This is a genomic window from Enterococcus sp. AZ063, from assembly GCF_051715045.1.
GTDB classification, from domain to species: domain Bacteria; phylum Bacillota; class Bacilli; order Lactobacillales; family Enterococcaceae; genus Enterococcus_D; species Enterococcus_D casseliflavus.
In genome coordinates, this window is record NZ_JBIOTA010000001.1 from 151953 (window position 1) to 176492 (window position 24540).

General features: G+C 45.9%; 19 protein-coding genes. 9 read left to right on the forward strand and 10 right to left on the reverse strand.

The window, feature by feature from the left end; translation table 11 throughout:
* Nucleotides 1–31: 31 nt before the first annotated feature.
* The 5 genes from IGK61_RS00720 to IGK61_RS00740 all read left to right on the forward strand — a co-directional run bounded on the left by IGK61_RS00720 (nucleotide 32) and on the right by IGK61_RS00740 (nucleotide 8272).
* Complete coding sequence (locus IGK61_RS00720; protein ID WP_010748552.1) at nucleotides 32–472, forward strand: MarR family winged helix-turn-helix transcriptional regulator; 441 nt, start codon at nucleotides 32–34, stop codon at nucleotides 470–472.
* Nucleotides 469–2211, forward strand: a complete 1743-nt coding sequence (locus tag IGK61_RS00725) for an ABC transporter ATP-binding protein (RefSeq protein ID WP_005226665.1) — start codon at nucleotides 469–471, stop codon at nucleotides 2209–2211. Before IGK61_RS00720 ends, IGK61_RS00725 begins: the two co-directional genes overlap by 4 nt.
* Nucleotides 2177–3943, forward strand: a complete 1767-nt coding sequence (locus IGK61_RS00730; RefSeq protein WP_060791647.1) for an ABC transporter ATP-binding protein — start codon at nucleotides 2177–2179, stop codon at nucleotides 3941–3943. The genes IGK61_RS00725 and IGK61_RS00730 overlap by 35 nt, the downstream gene beginning before the upstream one ends.
* 167 nt (nucleotides 3944–4110) lie before the next feature.
* Nucleotides 4111–5547 (forward strand): glycoside hydrolase family 1 protein, encoded by a 1437-nt coding sequence (locus tag IGK61_RS00735; RefSeq protein ID WP_005226667.1) that lies wholly within the window; start codon nucleotides 4111–4113, stop codon nucleotides 5545–5547.
* Between the two features lie 262 nt (nucleotides 5548–5809).
* Complete coding sequence (locus IGK61_RS00740; protein ID WP_167826592.1) at nucleotides 5810–8272, forward strand: heavy metal translocating P-type ATPase; 2463 nt, start codon at nucleotides 5810–5812, stop codon at nucleotides 8270–8272.
* A gap of 73 nt (nucleotides 8273–8345) precedes the next feature.
* On the opposite strand, the gene IGK61_RS00745 is transcribed toward IGK61_RS00740, so the two are convergent.
* Together IGK61_RS00745 and celB are read right to left on the reverse strand one after the other, a co-directional pair.
* Nucleotides 8346–9062, reverse strand: coding sequence for a GntR family transcriptional regulator (locus tag IGK61_RS00745; RefSeq protein WP_005226669.1), 717 nt, complete (start codon nucleotides 9060–9062; stop codon nucleotides 8346–8348).
* A gap of 108 nt (nucleotides 9063–9170) precedes the next feature.
* Entirely contained in the window at nucleotides 9171–10442 is a 1272-nt protein-coding gene (celB, locus tag IGK61_RS00750; RefSeq protein ID WP_005226670.1) for a PTS cellobiose transporter subunit IIC, read from the reverse strand.
* A 159-nt stretch (nucleotides 10443–10601) separates the two neighbouring features.
* On the opposite strand from celB, the gene IGK61_RS00755 reads away from it, so the two are divergent.
* The 3 genes from IGK61_RS00755 to IGK61_RS00765 all read left to right on the forward strand — a co-directional run bounded on the left by IGK61_RS00755 (nucleotide 10602) and on the right by IGK61_RS00765 (nucleotide 14450).
* A complete protein-coding gene (locus IGK61_RS00755) occupies nucleotides 10602–11990 on the forward strand; it encodes a glycoside hydrolase family 1 protein (protein WP_015508750.1) in 1389 nt (462 codons plus the stop codon).
* 247 nt (nucleotides 11991–12237) lie between these two features.
* Nucleotides 12238–13518, forward strand: a complete 1281-nt coding sequence (locus tag IGK61_RS00760; protein ID WP_005232725.1) for a PTS sugar transporter subunit IIC — start codon at nucleotides 12238–12240, stop codon at nucleotides 13516–13518.
* Nucleotides 13519–13709: 191 nt separating this feature from the next.
* Nucleotides 13710–14450 (forward strand): GntR family transcriptional regulator, encoded by a 741-nt coding sequence (locus tag IGK61_RS00765; RefSeq protein WP_008376546.1) that lies wholly within the window; start codon nucleotides 13710–13712, stop codon nucleotides 14448–14450.
* Nucleotides 14451–14524: 74 nt separating this feature from the next.
* Here IGK61_RS00765 and uvrC read toward each other — a convergent pair whose 3' ends face one another.
* On the reverse strand, nucleotides 14525–16315 hold the full coding sequence (gene uvrC, locus IGK61_RS00770) for an excinuclease ABC subunit UvrC (RefSeq protein WP_005226686.1): 1791 nt from the start codon (nucleotides 16313–16315) through the stop codon (nucleotides 14525–14527).
* Nucleotides 16316–16546: 231 nt separating this feature from the next.
* The gene (locus tag IGK61_RS00775) at nucleotides 16547–17398 is read right to left on the reverse strand and encodes a LysR family transcriptional regulator (protein ID WP_034870186.1); all 852 of its coding nucleotides are present in this window, start codon (nucleotides 17396–17398) and stop codon (nucleotides 16547–16549) included.
* Nucleotides 17399–17463: 65 nt separating this feature from the next.
* On the opposite strand from IGK61_RS00775, the gene IGK61_RS00780 reads away from it, so the two are divergent.
* The gene (locus IGK61_RS00780; protein WP_060791641.1) at nucleotides 17464–18486 is read left to right on the forward strand and encodes a YeiH family protein; all 1023 of its coding nucleotides are present in this window, start codon (nucleotides 17464–17466) and stop codon (nucleotides 18484–18486) included.
* Here the strand turns inward: IGK61_RS00780 and IGK61_RS00785 are convergent.
* The 6 genes from IGK61_RS00785 to IGK61_RS00810 all read right to left on the reverse strand — a co-directional run bounded on the left by IGK61_RS00785 (nucleotide 18412) and on the right by IGK61_RS00810 (nucleotide 24486).
* The gene (locus tag IGK61_RS00785; RefSeq protein WP_074535621.1) at nucleotides 18412–18969 is read right to left on the reverse strand and encodes a GNAT family N-acetyltransferase; all 558 of its coding nucleotides are present in this window, start codon (nucleotides 18967–18969) and stop codon (nucleotides 18412–18414) included. The two genes, IGK61_RS00780 and IGK61_RS00785, sit on opposite strands and share 75 nt — an antisense overlap.
* 205 nt (nucleotides 18970–19174) lie before the next feature.
* Complete coding sequence (locus IGK61_RS00790) at nucleotides 19175–20614, reverse strand: 6-phospho-beta-glucosidase (RefSeq protein ID WP_008376521.1); 1440 nt, start codon at nucleotides 20612–20614, stop codon at nucleotides 19175–19177.
* Between the two features lie 32 nt (nucleotides 20615–20646).
* Nucleotides 20647–21957 carry a PTS sugar transporter subunit IIC gene (locus IGK61_RS00795; RefSeq protein WP_008376519.1) on the reverse strand — a complete coding sequence of 437 codons (1311 nt, stop codon included), beginning with the start codon at nucleotides 21955–21957 and terminating at the stop codon, nucleotides 20647–20649.
* Nucleotides 21958–22116: 159 nt separating this feature from the next.
* Nucleotides 22117–22875, reverse strand: a complete 759-nt coding sequence (locus IGK61_RS00800) for a MurR/RpiR family transcriptional regulator (protein ID WP_010748570.1) — start codon at nucleotides 22873–22875, stop codon at nucleotides 22117–22119.
* A 57-nt stretch (nucleotides 22876–22932) separates the two neighbouring features.
* On the reverse strand, nucleotides 22933–23859 hold the full coding sequence (locus IGK61_RS00805) for an ROK family protein (protein WP_074535622.1): 927 nt from the start codon (nucleotides 23857–23859) through the stop codon (nucleotides 22933–22935).
* Nucleotides 23860–23934: 75 nt separating this feature from the next.
* Nucleotides 23935–24486 carry a GNAT family N-acetyltransferase gene (locus IGK61_RS00810; protein ID WP_074535623.1) on the reverse strand — a complete coding sequence of 184 codons (552 nt, stop codon included), beginning with the start codon at nucleotides 24484–24486 and terminating at the stop codon, nucleotides 23935–23937.
* Nucleotides 24487–24540: the final 54 nt, after the last annotated feature.

A 24540-nucleotide genomic window follows, 5' to 3' on the forward strand; every position in this document is an offset into this window, starting at 1 on the left:
CTTTGAAGAACTAAGAAAGGCAGGAGTGCTCATGGAAGCCATTATCCGCTCAATCAATCATATTGCCCGTCTCGCCACCCTTTATCGGGAAAAAGAACTGAAAAAATTTGGTTTAGGCGGGATGCATCATACCTATATCTTAAACATTTGCCGCCAACCGGGGATCAGTCAAGAAGCATTAGCCAAGAAGATTTTTGTGAATAAAAGCAATGTTGCCCGTCAACTAGCAATCCTAGAAGAACGAGGATTTGTCACTAGAACCAGCAGTCCCACCGACAAACGACAATTACTGGTTTATCCAACCGAAAAAGCACTCGCCGTCCAACCAGCGATCCAACAGCTGCTTCAAAGCTGGAATGAACAAGTCGTAGCAGGTTTTTCTGCTGCCCAACAGCAGCAGTTGATCGCCGATCTGGAAATCGTCAAAGAAAATTCCCAGCGGCTTTTAGCGAAAGATGAGGCGATGGAATGAATCTTTTGACTCAATATTTAAAACCCTATATCGGCCGCATCTCCCTTGGCGTCAGTATCAAATTCTTCGGCTCCCTGATGGACTTGCTATTGCCTTGGATTTTGGCGTATATCATCGATTCTGTGATCCCCACGAAGCAGGTATCTGCGATTTTTGCTTGGGGTGGGGCGATGGTGGTCTGCTCCATCATCGCAGTCGTCACCAATATCATCGCCAATCGGATGGCCTCCAGTGTTGCTCGCGATACCACCGGCAGTATACGCCATGATTTATTTGAAAAAGTTTCCTATCTGTCGATTCCGCAAGTCGAAGAAGTCGGGATCCCTTCCTTGGTGTCTCGCTTGACGACAGACACTTACAACATCCATCAAACGGTAGGCATGATCCAACGGATGGGGATTCGTGCCCCGATTCTGTTATTAGGGGGGATCATGATCACTGCCACATTAGATCCCGTGTTGACGCTGGTCTTAGTAGGCGTCTTGCCCTTCACTTTAGTGGCGGCAGTCACGATCTCGAAACGGGGGATCCCCTTGTTTGCCTCATTGCAAAAGCAAGTGGATGTGTTGGTGCGAACTGTCCGTGAAAATGTGACTGGGGCTCGGGTGATCAAGGCCTTGTCCAAAGCAGATTACGAGAAAAAGCGCTTTGACCACGTCAACCAAGACGTAGTAGCTGCGGAAACTACCGCTAATCGAACGATGGCTGCGACACCGCCCCTGATGGACCTATTTTTGAATATCGGACTGACGCTAGTGATCGTCGTCAGTGCCTTTCGCGTCAATCAAGGATTGACCCAACCAGGCGTCATCATCGCCTTTTTGACTTATTTTACGATCATTTTGAATGCCATGCTCAGTATCACGCGCATCTTTGTGATCGTGTCGAAGGGGCTGGCTTCTGCCGATCGAATCCAATCCGTCTTGCGCCTGCCGCAAAATATGCAAGTCATTGAGGCGCCTGTCAAAGAAGAGTCTGCGCATATTGTTTTTGAAAAAGTTTCCTTCACCTATCCTAACGGTACCCAGGTGCTGAAAGACATCGATTTTTCCTTGCAGCCGGGAGAAACCTTAGGGATTATCGGTGCGACTGGTAGTGGAAAATCAACGATCGTCAAACTACTGCTGCGGCTCTATGACCCAACGAAGGGCATGATTCGCATCGCTGGTCGCGACATTCGCTCCATCGATCCGACGGAGCTGCATCAGTTATTCGGTGTCGTCTTACAAAAAGACGTGCTTTTTGCGGAAACGATCGAAGAAAATATCGCTTTTGGTCGGCGGTTTTCTAAAGAACAGATCGAAGAAGCGGCGGCTCGCGCCCAAGCCAAGGAGTTTATCAATCAACTACCCAAGCGCTTAGCTCATCCACTGCATGCTAAAGGCAGCAATTTAAGCGGGGGTCAAAAGCAGCGGGTCTTGTTATCGCGGGCCTTGGCGGGGGATCCAGAGATTTTGATTTTGGATGATTCTGCCAGTGCGCTGGATTATCGGACCGACGCTCAGTTGCGCAAGGTCCTGAGACAGCAGTTTCAACAGACGACGACGGTCTTGATCGCGCAGCGGATCAGCTCGATCCAGCATGCCGACAAAATTTTGGTACTGGAAAACGGGCAAATGAACGGCTTTGGCAGTCACCAAGAATTACTAGCAGAAAATGCGATCTACCAAGCCATTTATCAAGGTCAGACAGGAGGTGCCGACGATGCCGAAGAAAAAAACGGAAAAACCGCAGGATAGTAAGAAAACACTACGGCGTTTGTGGGGCTATCTCTACGAGTACAAAGGTCTCCTGCTGGCAGCCGCTGTATTGATGATGGCCAGCAACATTTTCGCCTTGGTGGGACCGTTGCTTTCAGGGTACGCCATTGATGCCATTCAACCGGGTCCCGGCAAGGTCATTTTTGACCGAGTCTTCTTTTATTGTGGGCTGATGCTGCTGTTTTATCTTGCGTCTTCCCTTCTTAGTTATCTGATTTCGCTCATGATGATCCGCTTGAGTCAGCGGGTGGTGGCAGCGATGCGCAAGGCGATTTTTGATAAAATCACCGAACTGCCGGTTGGGTATTTTGACCGAGTCGCCACTGGGGATATCATCAGCCGCATCAGTTATGATGTCGATACCATCAATACGTCATTGGCCAGCGATGCCATTCAAGTCCTCAGCAGTCTTGTGACGATCATTGGTTCGTTTGTGATGATGGTTTTGATTTCGCCGCTGCTGGTGCTGATTTTTGTCGTAACGGTTCCCGCTTCGATCTTTTTGACCCGCTTTTTGATGAGCAAATTTCAACCATTGTTTCGCCGTCGTTCTCGCAAATTAGGCGAACTGAACGGCTTTGTGGAAGAGATTATTTCTGGTCAGCAAACGATCAAGCTGTATAACCAAGAAGAAGCGATCATCAGCCGTTTTGACGAAAAAAACCAAGAAGCGGTGGATGCCTATTACAATGCTGAGTACTACGGCAGTATGACTGGTCCTTCCATCAACTTTATCAACAATCTGTCGTTGTCCTTGATCAGTATGTTTGGCGCTTTGCTGTTTTTGTTCGGTCATCTGACATTAGGGAATGTTTCTTCCTTTGTTCTTTACTCCAGAAAATTCTCAGGACCAATCAATGAGTTAGCCAACATCTTCAGCGATTTGCAATCAGCATTGGCGGCGGCAGAACGGATCTTCCGTTTGCTGGATGAAGAACCTGAAGTTTCTGATGTTCCTGGAGCCTACGAATACCACGAGGTGTCTGGTGATGTCGCCTTTGACCATGTGACCTTCGGCTATCAAGCACAGCAGCCCATCATCAAAGACCTTTCGCTACAAGTACCAGCTGGCAGCTTGGTCGCGATCGTCGGACCGACCGGAGCCGGGAAAACCACGATCGTGAACCTCTTGATGCGGTTTTATGACCCTGACCAAGGAGCGATTCGGTTAGACGGTAAAAATATCCGCCAAGCGACACGTCGCAGCCTACGGCAAAGCTATGCGATGGTGCTGCAAGATACCTGGTTGTTCACGGGAACGGTTTTCGACAATTTGGCCTACGGCAAGGCGAATGCGACGTTGGCAGAAGTCCAAGCTGCTGCACAAGCCGCCCATATCCATGACTTTATTATGAGCCTGCCAAAAGGCTATGATACTTTGATCTCTGAAGACGGAACCGGTATCTCACAAGGGCAAAAACAGCTGTTGACGATTGCACGAGCAATGCTGTTGGATGCCGATCTGTTGATTCTTGATGAAGCCACATCGAATGTCGACACGCAAACAGAGCTGCTGATCCAAGCAGCGATGACCAAATTGATGAAAGGCAAAACCTCCTTTGTGATCGCCCATCGCTTGTCCACGATTCGACATGCTGATACGATCCTCGTGGTGGAACAGGGGAATATCGTAGAGCAAGGGACCCACGAAGAATTAGTAGCCAAAGAGGGGCGTTACGCCGCACTCTATCAGGCACAATTTGATGCATGATCCATAGCTAGTCCACATCCTTGCAAGGAGAACGCCACTGCTTGCAAGGATGTTTTTTGCGTGCCATCGACTTTCTTGGCATAGGTACAAAATCTTCTTATGACAAATCAGGCAATTATCGGTATACTTAAGAAAGGGGTATCATCAAACAGAAAGAAGGGAAACAATTGGATCACAAACAACTAAAAGAATTCCCCAATGATTTTTTATGGGGTTCAGCATCAGCAGCCTATCAAGTAGAAGGCGCATGGCAAGAAGACGGCAAAGGAGCTTCGGTTTGGGACGATTTTGTCCGCATTCCAGGAAAAACCTTTAAAGCAACTAACGGAGATGTCGCAGTCGACCATTACCACCGCTTCAAAGAAGATGTTGCCTTGATGAAAGAACAAGGATTGAAAACCTATCGTTTTTCCATTGCTTGGACACGGATTTTTCCAGAAGGACGAGGAGAAGTCAATCAAGCAGGGTTAGACTTTTATTTAGCATTGATCGATGAACTGATAAAAGCAGGGATCGAACCGATGGTGACCTTGTACCATTGGGATCTGCCACGAGCTTTGCAAGAAGAATATGGTGGCTGGGAATCTCGCAAAATCATTGAAGATTTCACCAACTATGCGGCCGTATTGTTTGAAGCCTTTCGCGGCAAAGTCCACTATTGGGTCAGCTTGAATGAACAAAATATCTTTACTTCGTTAGGCTATCTTTTAGCTGCCCATCCACCAGGAGTGACCGATCCTAAACGGATGTATGAAGTCAATCATATCGCTAACTTGGCGAATGCTTCGGTGATCAACAAGTTCCATGAGATGAAAATCCCAGGGAAAATCGGACCAAGTTTCGCCTACTCACCGAACTACCCAATCAACAGCGACCCGAAAAATATTTTGGCAGCTGAAAACGCGGAAGACTTGATGGCGCATTATTGGTTAGACGTCTATCTATGGGGCGAATACCCGATTGCGGCAATGAATTACTTGAAAGAGCAAGGGATCGCACCAACGATCGAACCAGGAGATATGGACTTGCTGCGTTCAGCAAAACCAGATTTCTTAGGGATCAACTATTACCAAACAGCAACAAATGCCTACAATCCATTAGATGGAGTCGGAGCGGGGAAAATGAACACCACTGGGAAAAAAGGCAGCTCCGAAGAAACCGGGACACCAGGAATGTTCAAAAAAGCCGAAAATCCATTTGTGGAACGGACGAATTGGGATTGGGAGATCGATCCTCAAGGGCTGCGGATCGCTTTACGACGAATCACTAGCCGTTATCGGGTGCCTGTGATCATTACCGAAAACGGACTTGGTGAATACGACAAACTAACCGACGATCATCAAATCCATGACCAATACCGCATCGATTATTTAGCAGGGCATGTCCATGCCATTAAAGAAGCGATCAGCGACGGCGCGGAAGTTCTTGGCTATTGCACCTGGTCCTTCACTGATTTGCTAAGCTGGTTGAACGGCTACCAAAAACGCTATGGCTTTGTCTATGTTGACCAAGATGAAACGCAAGAAGGATCTTTGGCACGCTACAAGAAAGACAGCTTCTACTGGTACCAAGAGCTGATCAAAACCAACGGGCAAGAGTGCTAGCCTCCTAAAACCAATACCTGAATAAGCGAAACGACCCCTGCAACGGCAGTGATCGTTTCTTAGAAAAAAGTACGTTCCACCTGTAGCGACCGCCCAAAGGTAGACCAAAAGTCTCGCGTTTTGGGCCGCTTCAAAGGAGAACGTCCTTTTTTTGAGTATTATCGTTGACAAGTGTAAACGATAATTGTAAAGTAGAAGAAGATTACAACTGTAAACATAAAAGGTTAATGGGTTTGCATAGCAAGCAAGGAGGAAGGAAACAATGATCGAAAAGAATTATGGAGTAAAAGGGATGACCTGTGCGTCTTGTTCCCAGACCGTCGAAAAAACTGTCAGCAAGCTGGCGGGGGTCGACCAAGCAGCTGTCAATTTGGCTACTGAAAAATTACATATTCGTTATGATGAGCAGCAGCTCACCGAAGAAACACTCGCTGCGGCCATCAAAGCAGCGGGCTATCAACTGATCGGCTCTCAAAGACAAGAGACCTTTGCCATCTCGGGCATGACCTGTGCGTCTTGTGCCCAAACAGTAGAAAAAGCTGTCCAAAAATTAGCGGGTGTGGAGCAAGCCTCCGTCAATCTGGCAACAGAAAAACTGACGGTCAGCTATCAACAAGATCAAGTGACCGCCGCGAAGATCGCAGCTGCCGTGAAAGAGGCGGGCTATGATGCACAGCTGCCGACCGCTTCTGCCGACAAGGCGGATTCAAAACAGGCAGAGATTCGTGCTTTATGGCAACGGTTTTGGCTTTCAGCGCTCTTTACGATCCCCTTGTTCTATTTGACGATGGGGGAAATGATCGGTTTGCCGATCCCTGGCTTTTTAGATCCGATGGCCTATCCAGTCAATTTCGTTACCACTCAATTGCTTTTGGTCTTACCGGTGATGGTCCTCGGTCGCGCCTTTTACATTGCTGGTTTCAAAGCGCTTTGGAAAGGCCATCCCAATATGGATTCCCTCGTCGCATTGGGAACCAGTGCTGCCTTCTTTTATAGTATTTATGGGACCGTGATGGTCTACCTGGGCACGACCCACTATGCGATGCACTTGTACTATGAAACGGCCGCCGTTATTTTGGCATTAGTTACTTTAGGAAAATACCTTGAGTCGGTCTCGAAGGGCAAAACCTCCGAAGCTATCAAGAAGTTGTTGGATCTCGCACCGAAAAAAGCCCGCGTGCTCCGCGGCAGCGGGAATCAAGCCGAAGAAGTCGAAGTGGGTATTGAAGAAGTCGCAGCTGGCGATATCTTAATCGTACGACCTGGTGAGAAGATTCCTGTGGATGGGATCGTTACCCAAGGCCGCTCTGCCATCGATGAATCAATGATTACTGGAGAAAGCTTACCTATCGAAAAACAAGTCGGTGATCGCGTGATCGGCGCCAGCATCAACAAAAACGGCTCCTTTCAATATGAAGCCACCAATGTGGGAGAAGATTCAACGTTAGCGCAAATCATTCAGTTAGTAGAAAATGCCCAAGGCTCCAAAGCGCCGATTGCTCGCATGGCTGACAAAGTTTCGGGTGTGTTTGTCCCGATCGTCATGGTCTTGGCGGTTTTTGCAGGACTTGCCTGGTTTTTCTTAGGACAAGAAACCTGGATCTTCTCATTGACCATTACGATCTCTGTATTAGTGATTGCCTGTCCGTGTGCCTTAGGATTAGCGACACCGACCGCCATCATGGTGGGTGCGGGCAAAGGGGCAGAAAATGGCGTCTTGATCAAAAGCGGCGATGCGTTAGAAACAGCTAGAAACGTGACGACGATCGTCTTTGATAAAACGGGCACGATCACAGAAGGCAAACCAGTCGTAACAGATCTCCTGCCTGCAGGCAATCACACGCCGACGGAATTGCTGCAGCTGGCGGCTTCTGTTGAAAAAGGCTCAGAACATCCATTAGGCGAAGCCATTGTGATCGAAGCCCGAACGCAAGCTCTCGCCCTACAAGAAGTTGACGGGTTTGAAGCGATCCCAGGGCATGGGATTCAAGGAACGATCGCTGGCAGTCCAGTCCTATTAGGCAACCAGAAATGGTTGGAAAAACAAAACGTTGCCATCGATGGCCTGATCGAGCAAGCCCAACAATTGGCTCACGAAGGGAAAACACCGATGTATGTTGCCAAAGACGGCGAAGCGATCGGGATCATCGCTGTGGCAGATACTATCAAAGAAAGCAGTCGAAAAGCCATTGAACGGTTGCATCAAATGGGCTTGTACGTAGCAATGATCACGGGCGACAATGCCCGAACGGCCCAAGCCATCGCCAAACAAGTCGGTATCGATGAAGTGATCAGTGACGTCTTGCCAGAAGATAAAGCCGCCAAAGTAGCTGGCCTGCAAGCCAAAGGCCAAAAGGTTGCGATGGTAGGTGACGGGATCAATGATGCGCCCGCGTTAGCCCAAGCCGATGTAGGGATCGCGATCGGCTCTGGTACCGATGTCGCCATCGAATCGGCAGACATCGTACTGATGCGCAGCGATCTAATGGACGTCCCATCCGCGATCGAGTTAAGTCGGGCAACAATCAAAAACATCAAAGAAAATCTTTTCTGGGCTTTTGCTTATAACGTCTTAGGCATCCCTGTTGCAATGGGTGTGCTGCATCTTTTCGGCGGCCCCTTGCTCAATCCAATGATCGCTGGGGCGGCCATGAGCTTCAGCTCGGTATCCGTTTTATTAAATGCCTTGCGGCTGAAACGATTCCAACCCTCAGCGAAAAAATAACCGAAGCAACGAATGCACCAACAAAAAGACCTGCCCACGGTTTCTGATGGAAGAAAACCGTGGGCAGGTCTTTTTAGTGCTGGACATCTAAATAAGAGTAGGCCCGCACGTCATAACGGTTGCGACTACGGGAAAATTCGATGGGTGAGCCATTTTTCTGATAGACGATCTGTTCGATCTCTAAGACCGGATCATCGGCTTTACAGTCCAAATACTGTTGATCGTACGCAGTACTTTTATCAGCGGCGATGGTGCGGTAGGCGCCAGCAAACTGGACCCCTAGTTCCTCTTTGACATAACGATAGATAGAACTTTCTAAATGGCCACGAGTTAAATTGGGCACCAAATGGACGGGCATATAGGTATATTCTAAAATAAACGGCTGGTCTTCAAGAATCCGCAAGCGGACAATACTATAGATCGGTTGTTCTTCCGTTAACATCAACTTTTCTTGGATCGTTTGGTCAGGAAATTCGACTTGAAAATCGATGACCTGACTGACTAGCTTGCGGCCAGCTTTGCCCATTTCCGTTGACAAGCCTTCATAGACCGTTAAAGCAGTGGTGTCTTTTTTTAAGAATGGGTGGTTCAATATTTTTGTTCCAGCGCCCCGCTGAGAATAAACCAGTCCTTCCATGGCTAAAATACCGATGGCTTTTTTGACGGTCATCCGGCTGACTCCGAATTCCTCGACTAAATCAGTTTGATTCGGCAGTAAGCTGTCAGGCGGATACGTTTTGTTTTTGATACGTGTGCGTAAAATATTGGCAATTTCTTGGTATTTTGGCATCTGATCACCTCGCAAGAAGTATAGCTGAAAAAAGCGGTTTCGACAATCAAACCTTGGTTTTTTTATAAAAAGAACGGCTGACTGAAAAAATTCAGCCAGCCGTTGCGCTTAATCGATTGATGGTTCTGCTTGACGATCTAACACACGTAAGAATGGATACCAGATCAAGCCGACGATCACCACGTCAATGACTTGCAGCAAACCACCTAACCAAGAGTTGGTTGCTAAGACACCACTGAAGACCACTGGAACGGTCCAAGGGACAGAAACACCAGTTGGTGCAGGAACAAGTCCAGCCGCCATCACTAAGTAGTTGAAGGTCGTTACCACAAGAGGTGCCACGACCCAAGGAATCAGGATCGTCGCATTCAAGACGATCGGCATACCGAAGATGGCTGGTTCGTTAACGTTAAAGATCCCTGGTGCTAAAGCCAAACGACCCACATCGCGGTATTGTTTTTTCTTCAATACGAAAGCCATCAAGATAACAACGGCTAACGTCATACCAGAACCGCCTAATCCAACAGTAAAGGTTTCCATAAATGGTTTTGTGACGATATGCGGCAGTGCATCCCCATTTTGATACGCTTCTAAGTTGTCTAACATCAATGTATTCCAAATCGGGTCCATCACAGAGTTGACGATGATTTGACCATGTAGACCGAAGAACCAAAGGAATTGAACAAAGAACAAAGCCAATAGAGTTGCTGGCAAGCTGCTGCCTAGTCCAGTCAATGGTTTTTGGATCAATTCATAAACCAGGTCATGCAAGTTGGCATTGAAGACACCCGTCATGATGGCATTGATCACTAAGAATACCGTTAAAGTGATAATTGCTGGAATCAAAGCGGCAAAAGATTTAGAAACTGCTGGTGGTACCCCATCAGGCATTTTGATCTGCCAGCCGCGTTTTGTGATGCGGCAATAGATTTCAGCTGCCAAAAATGCTGCGATCATCCCGATAAACATCCCTTTTGCGCCAAGACGATCAAGAGACAGCACACCGGAGATCGTTTCGCCAGATTCAGTAGTCATAAAGAAAGGAGTCAAGATCAAAAAGCTGGCAAACGAAACGGCACCACCAAAAATCCCTTCCACATCATATGATTTTGATAAATAATAGCCAATACCGAAAGTAACGAAAACAGTCATGATACTCATTGTTGCATTTTGCCCATTGCCAAACAGTGTTCCTAATGTTCCTTTAGTGGCATCACTGAAGAAGGGCAGGTTGTTTAAAACGACCACGATCGATCCAAACATAGTGATTGGGAACGAAAGCATAAACGCGTCCCGCAAGACGGTCAGGTAGCGATTTTGTCCTAAGGCATTCGCCAAGGGCAAAATCTTTTCAGATAACTTGTCCATAAAACCATTCATTATTATTTCACTCCTTAAATTTCTTTTTGCAATCGATTACATTGATAATGTATCATGTTTTATTTTAAATGTCTATACATTTATTTTAAAAAAGATTGATTTTTGTAACTGCTTCCTTTATGATTAGGGCAGCAAAGAAAAAATGAGGAGTGAATGAAGATGGATTATCAATTTCCAGCAGGCTTTTGGTGGGGGTCAGCCGCTAGTGGCCCACAAACAGAAGGTGTATTTGAAGGCGATGGCAAAGGGGCAAGCATCTGGGATTACTGGTATCAGCAAGAACCAGAGAAATTTTTCAATGAGGTAGGTCCTGAAAAAACCTCGCAAGTCTATACACGCTATCAAGAAGATATTCAACTAATGAAAGAAACCGGCCATACGACGTTTCGGACGTCGATCCAATGGAGTCGTCTCTTCCCGCAAGGCAAAGGAGAAGTCAATCAAAAAGCCGTTGATTTTTACAATGCCTACATTGATGAGTTGATCGCCAACGGGATCGAACCTTTCATGAACCTTTACCACTTCGATATGCCGATGGCGCTGCAAGAAAAAGGCGGCTGGTTGAACCGAGAGACCGTGGATGCCTATGTCGCATTTGCGCAAACCTGCTTTACATTATTTGGTGATCGTGTCAAGAAATGGTTCACTCATAATGAACCGATCGTCCCTGTTGAAGGCGGCTATCTTTACCAATTCCATTATCCAAATGAGATCAACATGAAACATGCAGTCCAAGTTGGGTTCCACGAAACGTTGGCGAGTGCTAAAGCCATCAAAGTCTATCATGAGATGAACCTTGATGGGGAGATCGGCATCATCTTGAACTTGACGCCAAGCTATCCAAGAGATGAGAACGATCCAGAGGATGTCAAAGCAGCGCAAATCGCGGATGCCTTCTTTAATCGTTCTTTCTTAGACCCTGCGGTCAAAGGCACGTTCCCAGAAGAATTAGTGACCATCGTCAAGGAATTGGATATGGTACCAGCGATGGAAGCCGATGATTTACAAACGATTCGCGAAAACACGATCGACTTGTTGGGGATCAATTATTACCAACCTCGTCGTATCATGAAGAAAGAATCACCGATCGATGAAGCGAAAAGTCCAATGCCTGATGATTACTTTGATAACTATGATATGCCGAACAAGAAAATGAACCCGTATCGTGGATGGGAAATCTATGAAAAAGGGATCTATGATATTTTGACGAACACGCGAGAAAACTATGGCAATATCAAGTGCTACATTTCTGAAAATGGCATGGGTGTCGAAGGAGAAGAACGTTTCGTTAATGCTGATGGCGTGATCGAAGATGATTACCGCATCGAATTTGTCTCTGACCACTTGAAGTACGTCCACCAAGCGATCCAAGAAGGAACCAATTGTGTTGGCTACCATATGTGGACCTGCATGGACAACTGGTCATGGACCAATGCTTACAAGAACCGTTACGGATTTATCTCCGTTGACTTAGCAAATGATGCTAAACGAACGGTGAAAAAATCAGGTCGTTGGTTTAAAGAAGTATCAGATAATAACGGCTTTTAATAACAATGAAAAAAGCAATGCTGTTGGAATCAGCATTGCTTTTTTTGTGTAAAATCGCGGATTTTTTCTGGCTGATTTCAAAGGGGGGATTCTATTAAAAAACCACCTGTTTTTGCAAATGATAAGCTGGGTTAAATAAAAGCACAGTTTTGATAAAGAAAAGACTAGACATGGAAACGTTCTCGTGGTATTCTTTAGTAGAAATCGGTTTCATTATTTTGTTTAGGGTTTGAAAGGAGAAAAAACAATGGATAAATTTATTGGATTTATGGAGAAGCACTTTATTCCGATCGCTTCTAAAATAGGCTCTCAAAGACATCTAGTGGCCATTCGTGACGGATTTATCGTAACGATGCCGTTGATGATCTTAGGCTCTTTTGGGGTATTGATCAACAACTTACCAATCCCTGCCTATATTGATTTTATGAATGGCATTTTTGGTGAAGGAACATGGCAAGCCTTTGGGAACAACTTGTCAGCAGGTACTTTTTCAATACTTGGTCTGTTAATCGCTTTCACAGTAGCGTATAATTTAGCTAAAAGCTACAATCAAGACGCATTAGGTGCTGGGGCGATCTCAGTTGCAAGTTTCTTCGCATTAGGTGCAATGGCGACAGGCCCAGATGGTTTGTTAACAGCTGCCGGACTTGGTTCTCAAGGATTATTTTTAGCATTAATCGTATCGATCATTTCTACTGAGATCTTCCGTCGTCTAGCTGGCAACCCACGCTTAGTCATCAACATGCCTGATGGAGTACCACCAGCAGTCTCACGTTCATTTGCTGCATTATTCCCAGCAATGATCACCGTATCGATCTTTGCTTTGTTTACAGCAATTTTCCAAGCATTTGGTGTGACAAGTATCGTATTGTCCTTCTATGAATTGGTGCAACAACCATTCATGGGCTTGGCAAACTCTTACCCAGCTGCTTTGCTATTAGGTTTTATCTCTGCATTCTTATGGTTCTTTGGTTTACATGGTGCCAACATCATCGACCCGTTCATGCAAACGATCAATGTGCCAGCGATCGAAGCAAACGCACGAGCATTAGAAGCAGGAACAGATTTGCCTTATATCGTGAACAAACCATTCTTTGATTCTTTCGTGAACATCGGCGGAACAGGTGCGACACTAGGTCTTTTGATTGCGATCTTTTTAGTTGCTCGTCATCATAAAGCATATATGACTGTCGCAAAACTATCCGTTGCACCAGGTGTGTTTATGATCAATGAACCAGTGATGTTTGGGTTACCAGTTGTCTTAAACCCAATCTTGTTCATCCCATATGTGTTGACCCCACTTGTTTTAGTAACGACTGCTTATTTTGCAACCGCAACTGGCTTAGTTCCTGCAAGTACCGTCATCGCACCATGGACGACGCCACCAATCATCGGCGGTATTTTGTCGACACAAAGTATTGCTGGCGGAATCTTGGCAGCTGTTAACTTGATCTTGTCAATCGTTATCTACTTGCCGTTCGTGAAAATGGCGCAAATTCAAGAAACACGCCGTTTAAAAAATGCGTAATGTCTGATCGAGTCGATTAGAAACAAGCGCCAAACGTAATAGACCTTATCCGGCCGCGATCAGAGTGCAATACCCCTTATCACACTGCTTCATTGGAAGGTGCAGTGGTGTGATGACACTCTTTTCGTTTGGCCGGTTCTTTTATCGTTTTTCAATCAATACAATACAACACACGTTTTGGAGGTGGCAAAATGCCCAAATATATGGAGATCGCAGATGTTCTGCGTAAAAGAATCAAGGACGGAACTTATCCGAAAGACAGTCTTTTACCTTATCAAACAGAGTTAGTGGAAGAGTTTGGCGTCAGCCGAATGACGATTAAAAATGCGGTGAATATCCTGATTATGGAAGGCTTGCTGCTGACAAAGCGCGGCTTAGGGACCAAAGTTTTGAATCATTCCTTTTGGGGCAAAGATACCTCATCGGTGACAGAATACAAAGGCCTGAGCTATCAGATGAAACAAGAAAAACGGACATTGACTAGCCAAGTCATCACCTTTGAAGTCTGTTTTCCTACAACAAGAATTCAAGAGATGCTTCAGATCACTGCCGAACAACCAATCTATCATGTGATCCGTTTGCGGATCTTAGAAGGCAATCCATACATACTCGAGCATTCCTATATGCCGTTGGATCTGGTCAGCGGTTTGACGAAAGAAATCTTGGAAGAATCCGTCTATGACTATCTACTGCAAGATTTAGGCTACAAATTTGCTGGTGCTTATCGGACCTTTCAGGCTGCCAAAAGCGATGAATACGATCAAACCTATTTAGCGTGCCAAGCAGATGACCCAGTATTGGAATTAGAACAGATCATCTATTTAGAATCGGGACGTCCAGTGGACTATTCCTGCAGCCGCAATCGGTATGATGTTCGTGGCTATTCCATGTTAGACATGAAGCCTGATCTGTTACAGCACCGCAAAAAGTAACGGCTTACAAAATGCTTCTTCAATGAAAAAACGCTTCATAGCTACTGTTGGCTATGAAGCGTTTTTGTTTTGACTTAAGAAGTGGGTTGATTTTGATCGCCTAGTTTGGCTAAGATAGTTTCCGCAACGGCTTTGGGGATGCCAGCTTGCTGGATCTCTTCCACGGAAGCTGCTTGGATGTTTTTTAACGACTTGAAGGTTTTCATCAGCTGTTGCTTGCGTTTTGGTCCTAAGCCAGGAATTTCATCCAGTTTGGAAGAAAAGCTGTTTTTACTGCGCAATTGGCGATGGAAGGTGATCGCAAAACGATGGACCTCATCTTGGATCCGTTGCAGCAAAAAGAATTCCACAGAATTGCGTTCCAGCTGGATCGGATCTAAAAACTCCCCGAAAATCAACTCGCTGGTTTTGTGTTTGTTGTTCTTCACTAAACCGGCAACGGGAATATCTAAACCTAGCTGGTTATACAGCACTTCTTGGGCAGCACCGACTTGGGCTTTCCCACCATCGATGATGATCAGATCAGGAAAAGGCAGGTTTTCTTTTAGGACACGAGAGTATCGGCGATAGATGACTTCTTGCATAGAGCCATAATCGTCGCCGCCTTGTGCGGTACGGATCTTATATTTCCGATAATCATCTTTAAACGGCTTCCCGTCGACAAAAACCACCATTGCAGACACCGGGTCGGTCCCCATGATGTGGGAGTTATCGAAGGCTTCGATCCGATAAGGTGTCGCGATCCCCATGGCTTCGCCTAGACGATCCACTGCACCGATCGTCCGTTCTTCAGTACGCTCGATCAACGCAAATTTTTGTGCCAAGGCAATGCGGGCATTTTTATTGGCCAAATCGACCAATTTCTTTTTGTCGCCTCGTTGGGGCTGCAGGACTTTGGTTTCCAGCAGCGCTTCTAATGGGGCAGCATCGACATTTTGCGGAACAAAGACTTCTTTGGGAATGAAGTGCTCATTCTTTTGGTAAAACTGGCCGACGAAGGTCAAGAAATCCTCATCCGCTTCATTGTAGAAAGGAAACAAAGAGACTTCTCGTTCGATCAGCTTTCCTTGACGGATAAAAAAGACTTGGACACACATCCAGCCTTTGTCGACACTGTAGCCAAAGACATCACGGTCCATCAGATCTGTCAGAGTCATTTTTTGTCGCGTCATGACGGTATCGATTGCTTGGATCTGATCCCGCAGCTCAGCCGCTCGTTCAAACTCTAACGTTTCAATGGCTTCGCCCATCTTCTCTTTCAGGTCTTTCAAAATATCGACGTGACCGCCGTGGAAAAAGTGTTTGACTTGATCAACGATCTTCTGATAATCCTTGGGATCTACATTGTTGACATAAGGACAGACGCATTGACCCAAATGATAATAAAGACAAGGCCGCTTTTGAGAAGGACCGCATTTTCGCAATGGAAAGAGGCGATCCAGCACCCGTTTGGTTTCGTTGGCTGCTCGTGCATCAGGATAGGGGCCAAAATATAAAGCCCCGTCTTTTAAAACTTTACGAGTGATGATCAGACGCGGATAGCGCTCTTTGGTCACTTTAATAAAAGGATATGACTTGTCGTCCTTTAGCATGATATTGTATTTCGGTTTGTTTTTTTGAATCAAATTGATTTCCAGCAATAAGGCTTCCGTATTTGATTCGGTAACGACGTACTCAAAATCATTGATTTCTTGAACGAGCCGTTCGGTTTTCGTATCGTGACTGCCGGTAAAGTACGAACGGACACGATTTTTTAAAATTTTGGCTTTCCCAACATAGATGATTTTGTTATTTTTATCTTTCATTAAATAACAACCGGGTTGGTCAGGAAGCAGCGCTAATTTGTTCTTGATTTGTTCGTTCATTTCAAGATCCTTTCTTACTGGTTTGCTCACGAACTGCAAAAGTAGTCAAAGGGCGGTCTAAGATCCACCGAAAAGGGGAACGTTAGAGCCCATAGCCAGTACTCTTCATTTTAGCACAAATTTCTTAAGAAACAATCAAACGGGCCAGATCGGCAGCGAGGAAGCGTAATCGTAAGAAAAGGTTAAGAAATCCCACGAGGCGGTGGTTTCCTCCCTTAAAAACAAGTGAATTTATTTGCTTTCTGCTTGTGAGGAATCCTCTTGCGACCACTCCTGAATGAAGGTCCGCAATCCCTCGATGGCTGGTTCTGTGACGGCTTTGCGCTGGATGAGGTAAAATTGCCGCTCAAAATTTTTATCCAGCAGTTGATAGCCAATGCCGTGGGCGGCTCGCTTGGAAAGGATCGAACAGCCGAAGCCTTGTTTCAGTAAAGCGACGATCAATTCATTGCTGGCGATCTCAATGATCGGTCCTTGAATATTTTGTTCCTCTAGATAGCGCTTAGTGTAATAGTAGACACCAGAACTCGCTTCTCGGACGAGCCAAGGACCGACTTGGGGATCACCAGCTAAGACGAGCTGATCTTTCAAAATCGGGAAACGCAAAATACTTGGTGCAGATAAGGGTTTTTCAATGATCCCTAAATCTAGTTGATGTTGCTCAAGCGCTGTTAAGACTTCAGCGGAGTTCATCATCGATACCCGAAAACGCACCGTGGGAAAGGCGTTGTATAAAGCAATCATCAAGTCAGGCATCAAGGCCATCGCATAGGTATGAGAGATGCCTAGGGCACAGTGGCTTTGATGCTGCGTGTTGGTATGGATCTCGCTGGCGATCGTCGACCACTCATCCAATAAATTCAGTGCCTTTTCGTAAAGGTACTCTGCTTGGGGCGTGGCGATCACGTTTTTGCGACCATTGCGTAAAAAAAGCGGTGTATCCAGGTCTTGTTCCAACTGCTTGATCTGAGCAGAAACCGTGGGCTGCGAAATAAACAGCAATTCGGCAGCTTTCGAAAAATTTTTTGTTTCATAGACCATCTTGAAGGTCTCCAGTAATTTTAACATTGCAATCCCTTCCATTAGAAAATTCAATCATAACTATTATACCAATAAATCCTACTGATCGGTCAATCTGTGTATAATGGATGTTATATGAAAGGATGAAAGCAATGAAGCAACGACAAACAGCTTTGATACTTCCCGGTTTGTTCCTATCCTTTTCGGTAGCCGTCATCGCCCGAATCATGGCTTTGGCTGTGCCAAAATTAGGAGGAGCAACCCTTGCTATTTTATTAGGAATCATTTTAGGAAATACACTGTTCAAGCAAGAACGCTATCAAGTCGGAACGAAGGTTGCGGAAAGTCGGCTCTTGGAATATTCGGTGGTTTTGCTGGGCTTTACCGTCACTTTCCAGACCATCAGTGAAATGGGCCTTCGGGGCTTTCTCTTTATATTGCTGATGATGAGTTTGGTCATTACCGCTGCTTATTTGATAGGGAAAAAAATGGGCTTTAATCAAAAGATGAGCCTGATGATGGCAGGCGGCAACGCTGTCTGCGGGTCCTCTGCGATTGCGGCGATCGCACCAGCCATTGATGCCGATGATGAAGAAAAAGGGCAGATCATCACCTTGGTCAATCTTTTAGGAACAGTGATGATGCTGACGCTGCCGTTTTTAGGATTGGCCTTATACGGCGATGATCTGTTGCAAAAAAGCGCCTTACTTGGTGGCACGCTGCAATCCGTCGGACAAGTCGTGGCGGGGGCTAGTTTGATTGATGCCGACACCGTCAAATACGCGATGCTCTTTAAAATCGCGCGCATCATCATGTTGGCAGTCGTCGTCATTGTTTTTGAACGAATGACGACAAAGACCCCCACCAAAACCAAAGCCAAAGGCAAGCTGCGGCTGCCGATCCCTTGGTATGTGTTGGGCTTCTTGACCATCTGTATCTTGAACAGCTTCTTGCCGCTGCCTAGCTGGTTGAATGAGGGCGCTCATTTTATCAGTACGTGGTTTGAAACGACGGCGTTGGCAGCCATCGGTTTGCGCCTGGATTTCCGCAAGTTTTTAAAAGAAGGCCCGCGCTTTTTATTCTATGGTCTTTCCGTTGGCGCCGTCCAAACCGTGGGTGCTGTTGCATTGATTTGGTTGCTGCGGCTCTAGTGTTTTCACATAAAAGCGATCCATCGTGGTATGCTGTGCCGCCAATAGTGGCTGGGACAATGCGCGATAGCCGGCTTTTTGATAGACATGCAAGGCAGCTTCTAAAGAATGATGGGATTCTAAATAGAGTTGCCGATAGCCTAGTTCAAAAGCTTTGGCCTCGATCTTCGCCAGCAGGGGATAGCTGAGGCGCTGCCCTTTGGCGGCATCACTGAGATAAAATTTTTGCAGCTCGGCGATTTGCCCTTCTGAATCATAAGTGGCAAGACCACCGCCGCCTAAAAGGATACCCGATTCATCGGTGACGACAAAATAATGGCGGCTAGCAGGATCTGCTGCATAAAATTCACTTAAGTGGTCTAACTCGGGATCAAAATAGGCAGTTCCTGGAACCGCCAACTGGTGGTCGGTCAAGCTTTTGCGAATGATAGCAGCTAATGGCGCATCATCTTGAGATTGGATCGGACGAAATATCGGCTTCATGCAGTTCCTCCTTAACGTAAAAGTAAATGAATAGCTATAGTGTACCACAAGCATCGAGGTAGTGTTTAGTGATGATAAGAAAAGCCATCCTCGCAATGGCGCACCTCTTTAATAAAAAAAACGCCCCTCGTTGCCAGGCTCCTAATGTAAAAAGGAGGATGGCGAAACGAGGGGGCGGTTTTTGTGTTAGTCATGGAAGCAGTAATTAGAGCGTTTCACCATTAGAGGCGATTACTTGCTGGTACCACGCAAAGGAATCTTTTTTCAAACGATTCAAGGTTCCTTTGCCGGTATTGTCTTTGTCGACATAGATCATGCCATAGCGTTTCTCCATTTCGCCGCTGCCGAAGCTGACGATATCAATGATCCCCCAAGGCGTATAACCTAATAGCGGTACACCATCTTCAACCACCGCTTTTTCCATCTGTTCGATATGCTCTTTCAGGTAAGTGATGCGGTAATCATCATGGACTTGCTGTTCATCGGTTAATTGATCGTAAGCACCAAAGCCATTTTCTACGATAAATAGCGGCAAGTCATAGCGTTGATAGATCGTATTTAACACATAGCGCAACCCGACTGGATCGATAGGCCAGCCCCAATCAGAAGCACTGATATAAGGATTACTCACGATTTTTGCTCCCGGGATATCCTCAGTTGGTGTGCCAGCCACTTCATCAAGGGTTGAGATCGTTCCTGACATGTAATAGCTGAACCCAATATAATCAACGGTTCCTGCTTTTAATAGCGCTTGTTCCTCGGGCGTGATCTCAATCGTGATGCCTTTTTTTGCCCAATATTTTTGCACATAGGTTGGGATCTTGCCTCGTACGTGGACGTCGCTGTAAAAATAGCGCCGTTCATTGGCTTTGACGGATGCCATCAAATCAGCTGGCGCACAAGAGTAGGGGTAGACCGGGACATAGGCCATCATACAACCAATCTGAAACTCTGGATTGATTTTTTTGCCTTCGATCACGGCTGCCGCGCTGGCAATCAACTCATTGACGCCCGCTTGAAAGACGAGTGCTTCTTTTTGACTGTCATCCTCGATGATCATGGCAGAATTGGTCCAAACGTGCAGCGGCTCTTGCCCATCTGCTTGATTATTGATCTCATTGAAAGTCATCCAATACGTCACTTTGTCATGATACCGTTGAAAAACAGTCTTAGCGAATTTGACAAAGAGGGGAATCACTTCTTTGTTAGCAAACCCACCAAATTCTTCATAGAGGGCATAAGGCATTTCAAAGTGAGACAAAGTGATGACGGGTTCGATGCCATTTGCCTGCAATTCGTCGAAAAGATCATCGTAGTATTGGAGACCGGCTTCATTTGGTTCTTCTTCTGTTCCAGTTGGATAGATCCGGCTCCAAGAAATCGATGTCCGTAGACATTTCAAGCCCAGTTCTTTGAATAACTGGATATCTTCTTTGTAACGGTGATAAAAGTCAATGGCTTCATGGTTCGGGTAATATTCCCCTTCAATGACTCCTTTGGTGATTTTACGGGGAATACCGTTGCCACCGGCCGTCATGACATCGGCGGTACTCATTCCACGGCCAGCAACATTCCAAGCGCCTTCCGCTTGATGGGCAGCGATCGCGCCGCCCCATAAAAAATCTTTCGGCATTTTTGCGGACATAAATTTCATTCCTCCTCGACTCATTCGTTTGCTTATAATTCTACTTTCTGGGAACGGTTAGAGGCGATCACGAAAGGCAAATAGATCAAGACCGAAATCGCAAGACAAACGACACCGACAACCGCAGCGATCGCATTTCCTCCAGTTCCTAAAAAGAGATTAATGATTCCTGGGGTCGTCCATGGTACCCCAATCGCTGGGGTCGGCATGATCGGCCAGACAACAGTGACAAAATAACCCACCAAAATATTGACCATTGGTGTCAAAATAAACGGAATGATCATGATTGGATTCAAGACGATCGGTAGACCGAAGATCATCGGTTCATTGATTTGGAAAATTCCTGGAACTAAGGACATCTTAGCGATCTCACGTTGTTCTGGACGTTTTGAAGCGATGAAGATCGCAATGATCAAGCCCAATGTCATACCAGTTCCGCCCATATTTGCGAACATATCATTTAAAACGCCCCAGGTTTCTTTGTAAGGAACGTCCCACAAGGAGCCGCCCTGGTTGATAAAGTCTAGGTTAGCTAGATCTTGTTCGGTAAAAATCGCTGAACGAACCGCATTCAATGTGTTTGGTCCATGGATCCCGATCGCAAACAACGTGGTTTGCAAGAATGCCAAGATCAAGACACCGACGACATTGCCCCCCAGATCCCGCAATGGACTTTGGATCCCGTTGTAAATCAGTTCATTGATGCCTTCTGGTGCAATCATTAAAACTAAGAAATTGATCAAAGCAGTGACTGCCACGATGATCACGATCGGAATCATACCAGAAAAGGAACGAGAAACTGCTGGTGGTACCATTTCAGGCATTTTGATCTGCAATCGTTTGACCTTGAAAAGCTTCGGCAAGAATTCACCGACCAAACAAGCCACGATCATAGCTACAAACAACCCTTGGGCGCCTAAATATTGTGTGGAGATCACATTGACATCATCTACTGCAAAGGAGGTCGGGTACAAGATCATAAAGGCAGCGACACTTGTCAAACCAACTAGCGTAGCATCTGCTTGGAAATGCTTGGCTAAAAGTTGGGCAACAAGAAACGCAATGAATAAACTCATGATGTTGATGGTCCCGTTCGCCACGGAAGCTAGAACTTGCTGGGCGCTTTCCAGATTAGGAAAAAGCCGATTCAGTTGAAATAATTGCACGATGAAACTTTCATTGGAAAATAAAATATTGTTGACCAAAATAACGAGAGAAGAAGCGATGGTCAGTGGGAAAATCAGCATGAATGCATCCCGGATCGCTGCTACGTGGCGTTGATTGTTCAACTTTGTTGCGATTGGTACCAACGAGCGGTCTAACAGGTCATTGAATTTTTGCATAATAATAACACCTTTCATTAATTGATGCCATCATTATAGCGAATGAAAACGACTAAAAGTAAGCGGATACGGATTCCGTACATATCTCTCAAGAAATGAAAAAAATTCCGCAGATGGAACACAGTGTTACAAAAAAAGATGGTTCAGTAAACTGAACCATCAAGAATGGGTACGATAATCTTGCAAATAGCCGATCAGCGTTTCTAAAATCGCTACTGAAGGCAGTTGACTAGTCAAATCAAGAAAGATGTCTTTGCGTTCCTCTTTGATCGCATACTCGATCGAATAATCGCACAGGCGTGCCAACGTACTTTCCCGATTTGGGGTAATGCAGTACTTCTGCACGATCGCCTGATTGTCTAAACCGGTAATGACTTCGATCAGTTCTTTGGTTTCACCAGAGACACTCAAAAAAACCAAAACATTCTTTTGATCTTTTCGTAAAAAGCTTTTGATCGGGTAGGTCAGCTCATCAATGCTGATGCTAAAGTAACCGAGGCTGGCTAGTTTGCGGGCAACGTATTGCGCGATCGCACCAGATGCCCCCATCCCCATAAATAAGATCAAATCGGCATCCCGCATCGCTTCGGCGAGTTTTCGTATTTGGTATTCCGCATCAGGGTGGAAGATCTGCATATTCAAGCCTTTGATGCGCGCTTCTAAACCTAAGTGTTCAGGGTGCGCATCAAAATGGGCTTTTTCTAAATGATTTTTGATATAGAAGCGAAATTCTGGAAACGACTGAAAGCCGACTTTTTGAATAAAACGAAAGACCGAAGTCGAAGAGACATGAGCATCATCGGCAATGTCGCGCACACGCATATACGGGATCTTTTCTAAGTGATTGACGATAAAACGGTAGATTTCTTGTTCTACCGCAGAGAGCTTGTTCAAGTTTAATTGTTCAAAAAGCGCCATGCTGGTTCCTCGCTGTCCTAGATAATCAATTTACACCAGTATAGCATATCCGAACTTTTAACGGTGCAGCTGTTGATGGATCTGATAGACTGCGCCGATCAAGCCGGCGTCGTTTTTCAGCTTCGCTGGACGCACAGGTGCGATGGTTTGTCCGCGCAAATAATTGATCGCTTCATGCCGTGTTTCCGTGATCGTCAAGCGAGCCTGCAGTCGTTCCCAGAAATAAGGATTGGCACTGATGCCGCCGCCGATCAATACCAATTCTGGGTCAAAGCAGCTGATCAAATTGATCAGCCCTACAGACAGATCCGTCAGAAATTGGTCCGTCAGCTTCAGCGCCAACGCTTCGCCTTGCTGTGCGCGGTCAAAAATTTCTTTGGCGTCTTGGGTGGGTTCAAAGCCAGGAACTGCTGCCCCCGCTAAATTGTAGAGGCGAATCAAGCCGCCTACGACGGCAGTTTTTTTATTGATGGAACTTTCCTCGATATTGCCTTCTTCTGGCAGCTGATCGATCACCATCCAGCCAAATTCACCCGCCATGCCATGAGCACCTCGGTAAACTTGATTATTGATCACGATCCCACCGCCTACACCAGTGCCTAGGACAAGACACAAATAGTTGGCAGCCTCTTGCGCATTGCCGATCCATTTTTCAGCGATCGCTGCTGCATTGGCATCATTTTCCACCGCCACAGGCAACCCTGTACGCGCTTCCAAGACTGCTTTGAAATTTTCGCCATATAACGATTTGATGGCGCCCGCCGTTAACATAAAGCCGTCTTTTTGAACGATCCCCGGGGCGCTGATCCCAATGCCATCAATCGTGTGGCGGTTCTGGGCATCTTCGATGATCGTGAGTAGATCCTGATAAAACTGGGCTGGTTCATAGCTAGTAGGGATCGCTGATTTTTCAAGGATCACTCCGCTTTCATCTAAAACACCATATTTAATACTTGTTCCGCCAATATCAAATCCTACGTACATTCTTCTTCCTCACCTTCTAAAACATTGTTGCCTTAAGTGTACCATCTGGCAGGAGGAATTTTTTTCTTTTTTCAGCTATTTTTTGACAGCTGTTTCCGCTGCATCCAAATAAAACAAAATATCACTTTTGCCTTCCTGATTGGTTCCTTTGTACACCTCCGTATCCAGGCCTCCGATACGAAAGCCTGCTCGCAAGTAGAACAGACAAGCAGAAGGATTGTTGTCCTGCGCTTGTGTATAGATGCCGCGATAGCCTTTGGCAAGGGCCGCTTTCAGTGCCTGTTGGATCAACAGTTGACCGACTCCTTGCTGGCGGTAGTCTGTGTTGACTTTTAAGTCATAGAGGTACAGATACTTGAAAAAAGCGTCTTGAACGATCGCTAAGCCGATACATTTTCCATCATCATAAGCACCGATAAACAGACTGTTTCGGCTCATTTCATCATAGCAATAATTTTCATCTGGGAAACGCATCGTCTGAATGTCTTCAGGTGCAAATTTACAGATTGTGTACTGCCAGTTGCCATCATTATAAGACGGCAACATTTTCCCCCATAAGGAGAAGGGTTCGTTTTTCAAGCGAATGTCAGCTTGGTGTTCTTGATCGATCAGTTTGATTTCTAGCATGGGGCACCTCGATTTTTTATAGATTCTCTTAATTATTAATGACTGGATAAGCGC

Excerpts from the sequence above, each read along its gene's own strand:
- uvrC (WP_005226686.1), bottom strand. The coding sequence starts at position 16,315 with ATGAACGAACAAATCAAGAACAAATTAGCGCTGCTTCCTGACCAACCC.
- IGK61_RS00745 (WP_005226669.1), bottom strand. The coding sequence starts at position 9,062 with ATGCCAAAATACCAAGAAATTGCCAATATTTTACGCACACGTATCAAA.
- IGK61_RS00785 (WP_074535621.1), bottom strand. The coding sequence starts at position 18,969 with ATGAAGCCGATATTTCGTCCGATCCAATCTCAAGATGATGCGCCATTA.
- IGK61_RS00740 (WP_167826592.1), top strand. The coding sequence starts at position 5,810 with ATGATCGAAAAGAATTATGGAGTAAAAGGGATGACCTGTGCGTCTTGT.
- IGK61_RS00795 (WP_008376519.1), bottom strand. The coding sequence starts at position 21,957 with ATGCAAAAATTCAATGACCTGTTAGACCGCTCGTTGGTACCAATCGCA.
- IGK61_RS00805 (WP_074535622.1), bottom strand. The coding sequence starts at position 23,859 with ATGTACGTAGGATTTGATATTGGCGGAACAAGTATTAAATATGGTGTT.
- IGK61_RS00730 (WP_060791647.1), top strand. The coding sequence starts at position 2,177 with ATGCCGAAGAAAAAAACGGAAAAACCGCAGGATAGTAAGAAAACACTA.
- IGK61_RS00725 (WP_005226665.1), top strand. The coding sequence starts at position 469 with ATGAATCTTTTGACTCAATATTTAAAACCCTATATCGGCCGCATCTCC.
- IGK61_RS00790 (WP_008376521.1), bottom strand. The coding sequence starts at position 20,614 with ATGTCCGCAAAAATGCCGAAAGATTTTTTATGGGGCGGCGCGATCGCT.
- IGK61_RS00755 (WP_015508750.1), top strand. The coding sequence starts at position 10,602 with ATGGATTATCAATTTCCAGCAGGCTTTTGGTGGGGGTCAGCCGCTAGT.
- IGK61_RS00800 (WP_010748570.1), bottom strand. The coding sequence starts at position 22,875 with ATGGCGCTTTTTGAACAATTAAACTTGAACAAGCTCTCTGCGGTAGAA.
- celB (WP_005226670.1), bottom strand. The coding sequence starts at position 10,442 with ATGAATGGTTTTATGGACAAGTTATCTGAAAAGATTTTGCCCTTGGCG.
- IGK61_RS00765 (WP_008376546.1), top strand. The coding sequence starts at position 13,710 with ATGCCCAAATATATGGAGATCGCAGATGTTCTGCGTAAAAGAATCAAG.
- IGK61_RS00760 (WP_005232725.1), top strand. The coding sequence starts at position 12,238 with ATGGATAAATTTATTGGATTTATGGAGAAGCACTTTATTCCGATCGCT.
- IGK61_RS00810 (WP_074535623.1), bottom strand. The coding sequence starts at position 24,486 with ATGCTAGAAATCAAACTGATCGATCAAGAACACCAAGCTGACATTCGC.
- IGK61_RS00780 (WP_060791641.1), top strand. The coding sequence starts at position 17,464 with ATGTTATATGAAAGGATGAAAGCAATGAAGCAACGACAAACAGCTTTG.
- IGK61_RS00775 (WP_034870186.1), bottom strand. The coding sequence starts at position 17,398 with ATGGAAGGGATTGCAATGTTAAAATTACTGGAGACCTTCAAGATGGTC.
- IGK61_RS00720 (WP_010748552.1), top strand. The coding sequence starts at position 32 with ATGGAAGCCATTATCCGCTCAATCAATCATATTGCCCGTCTCGCCACC.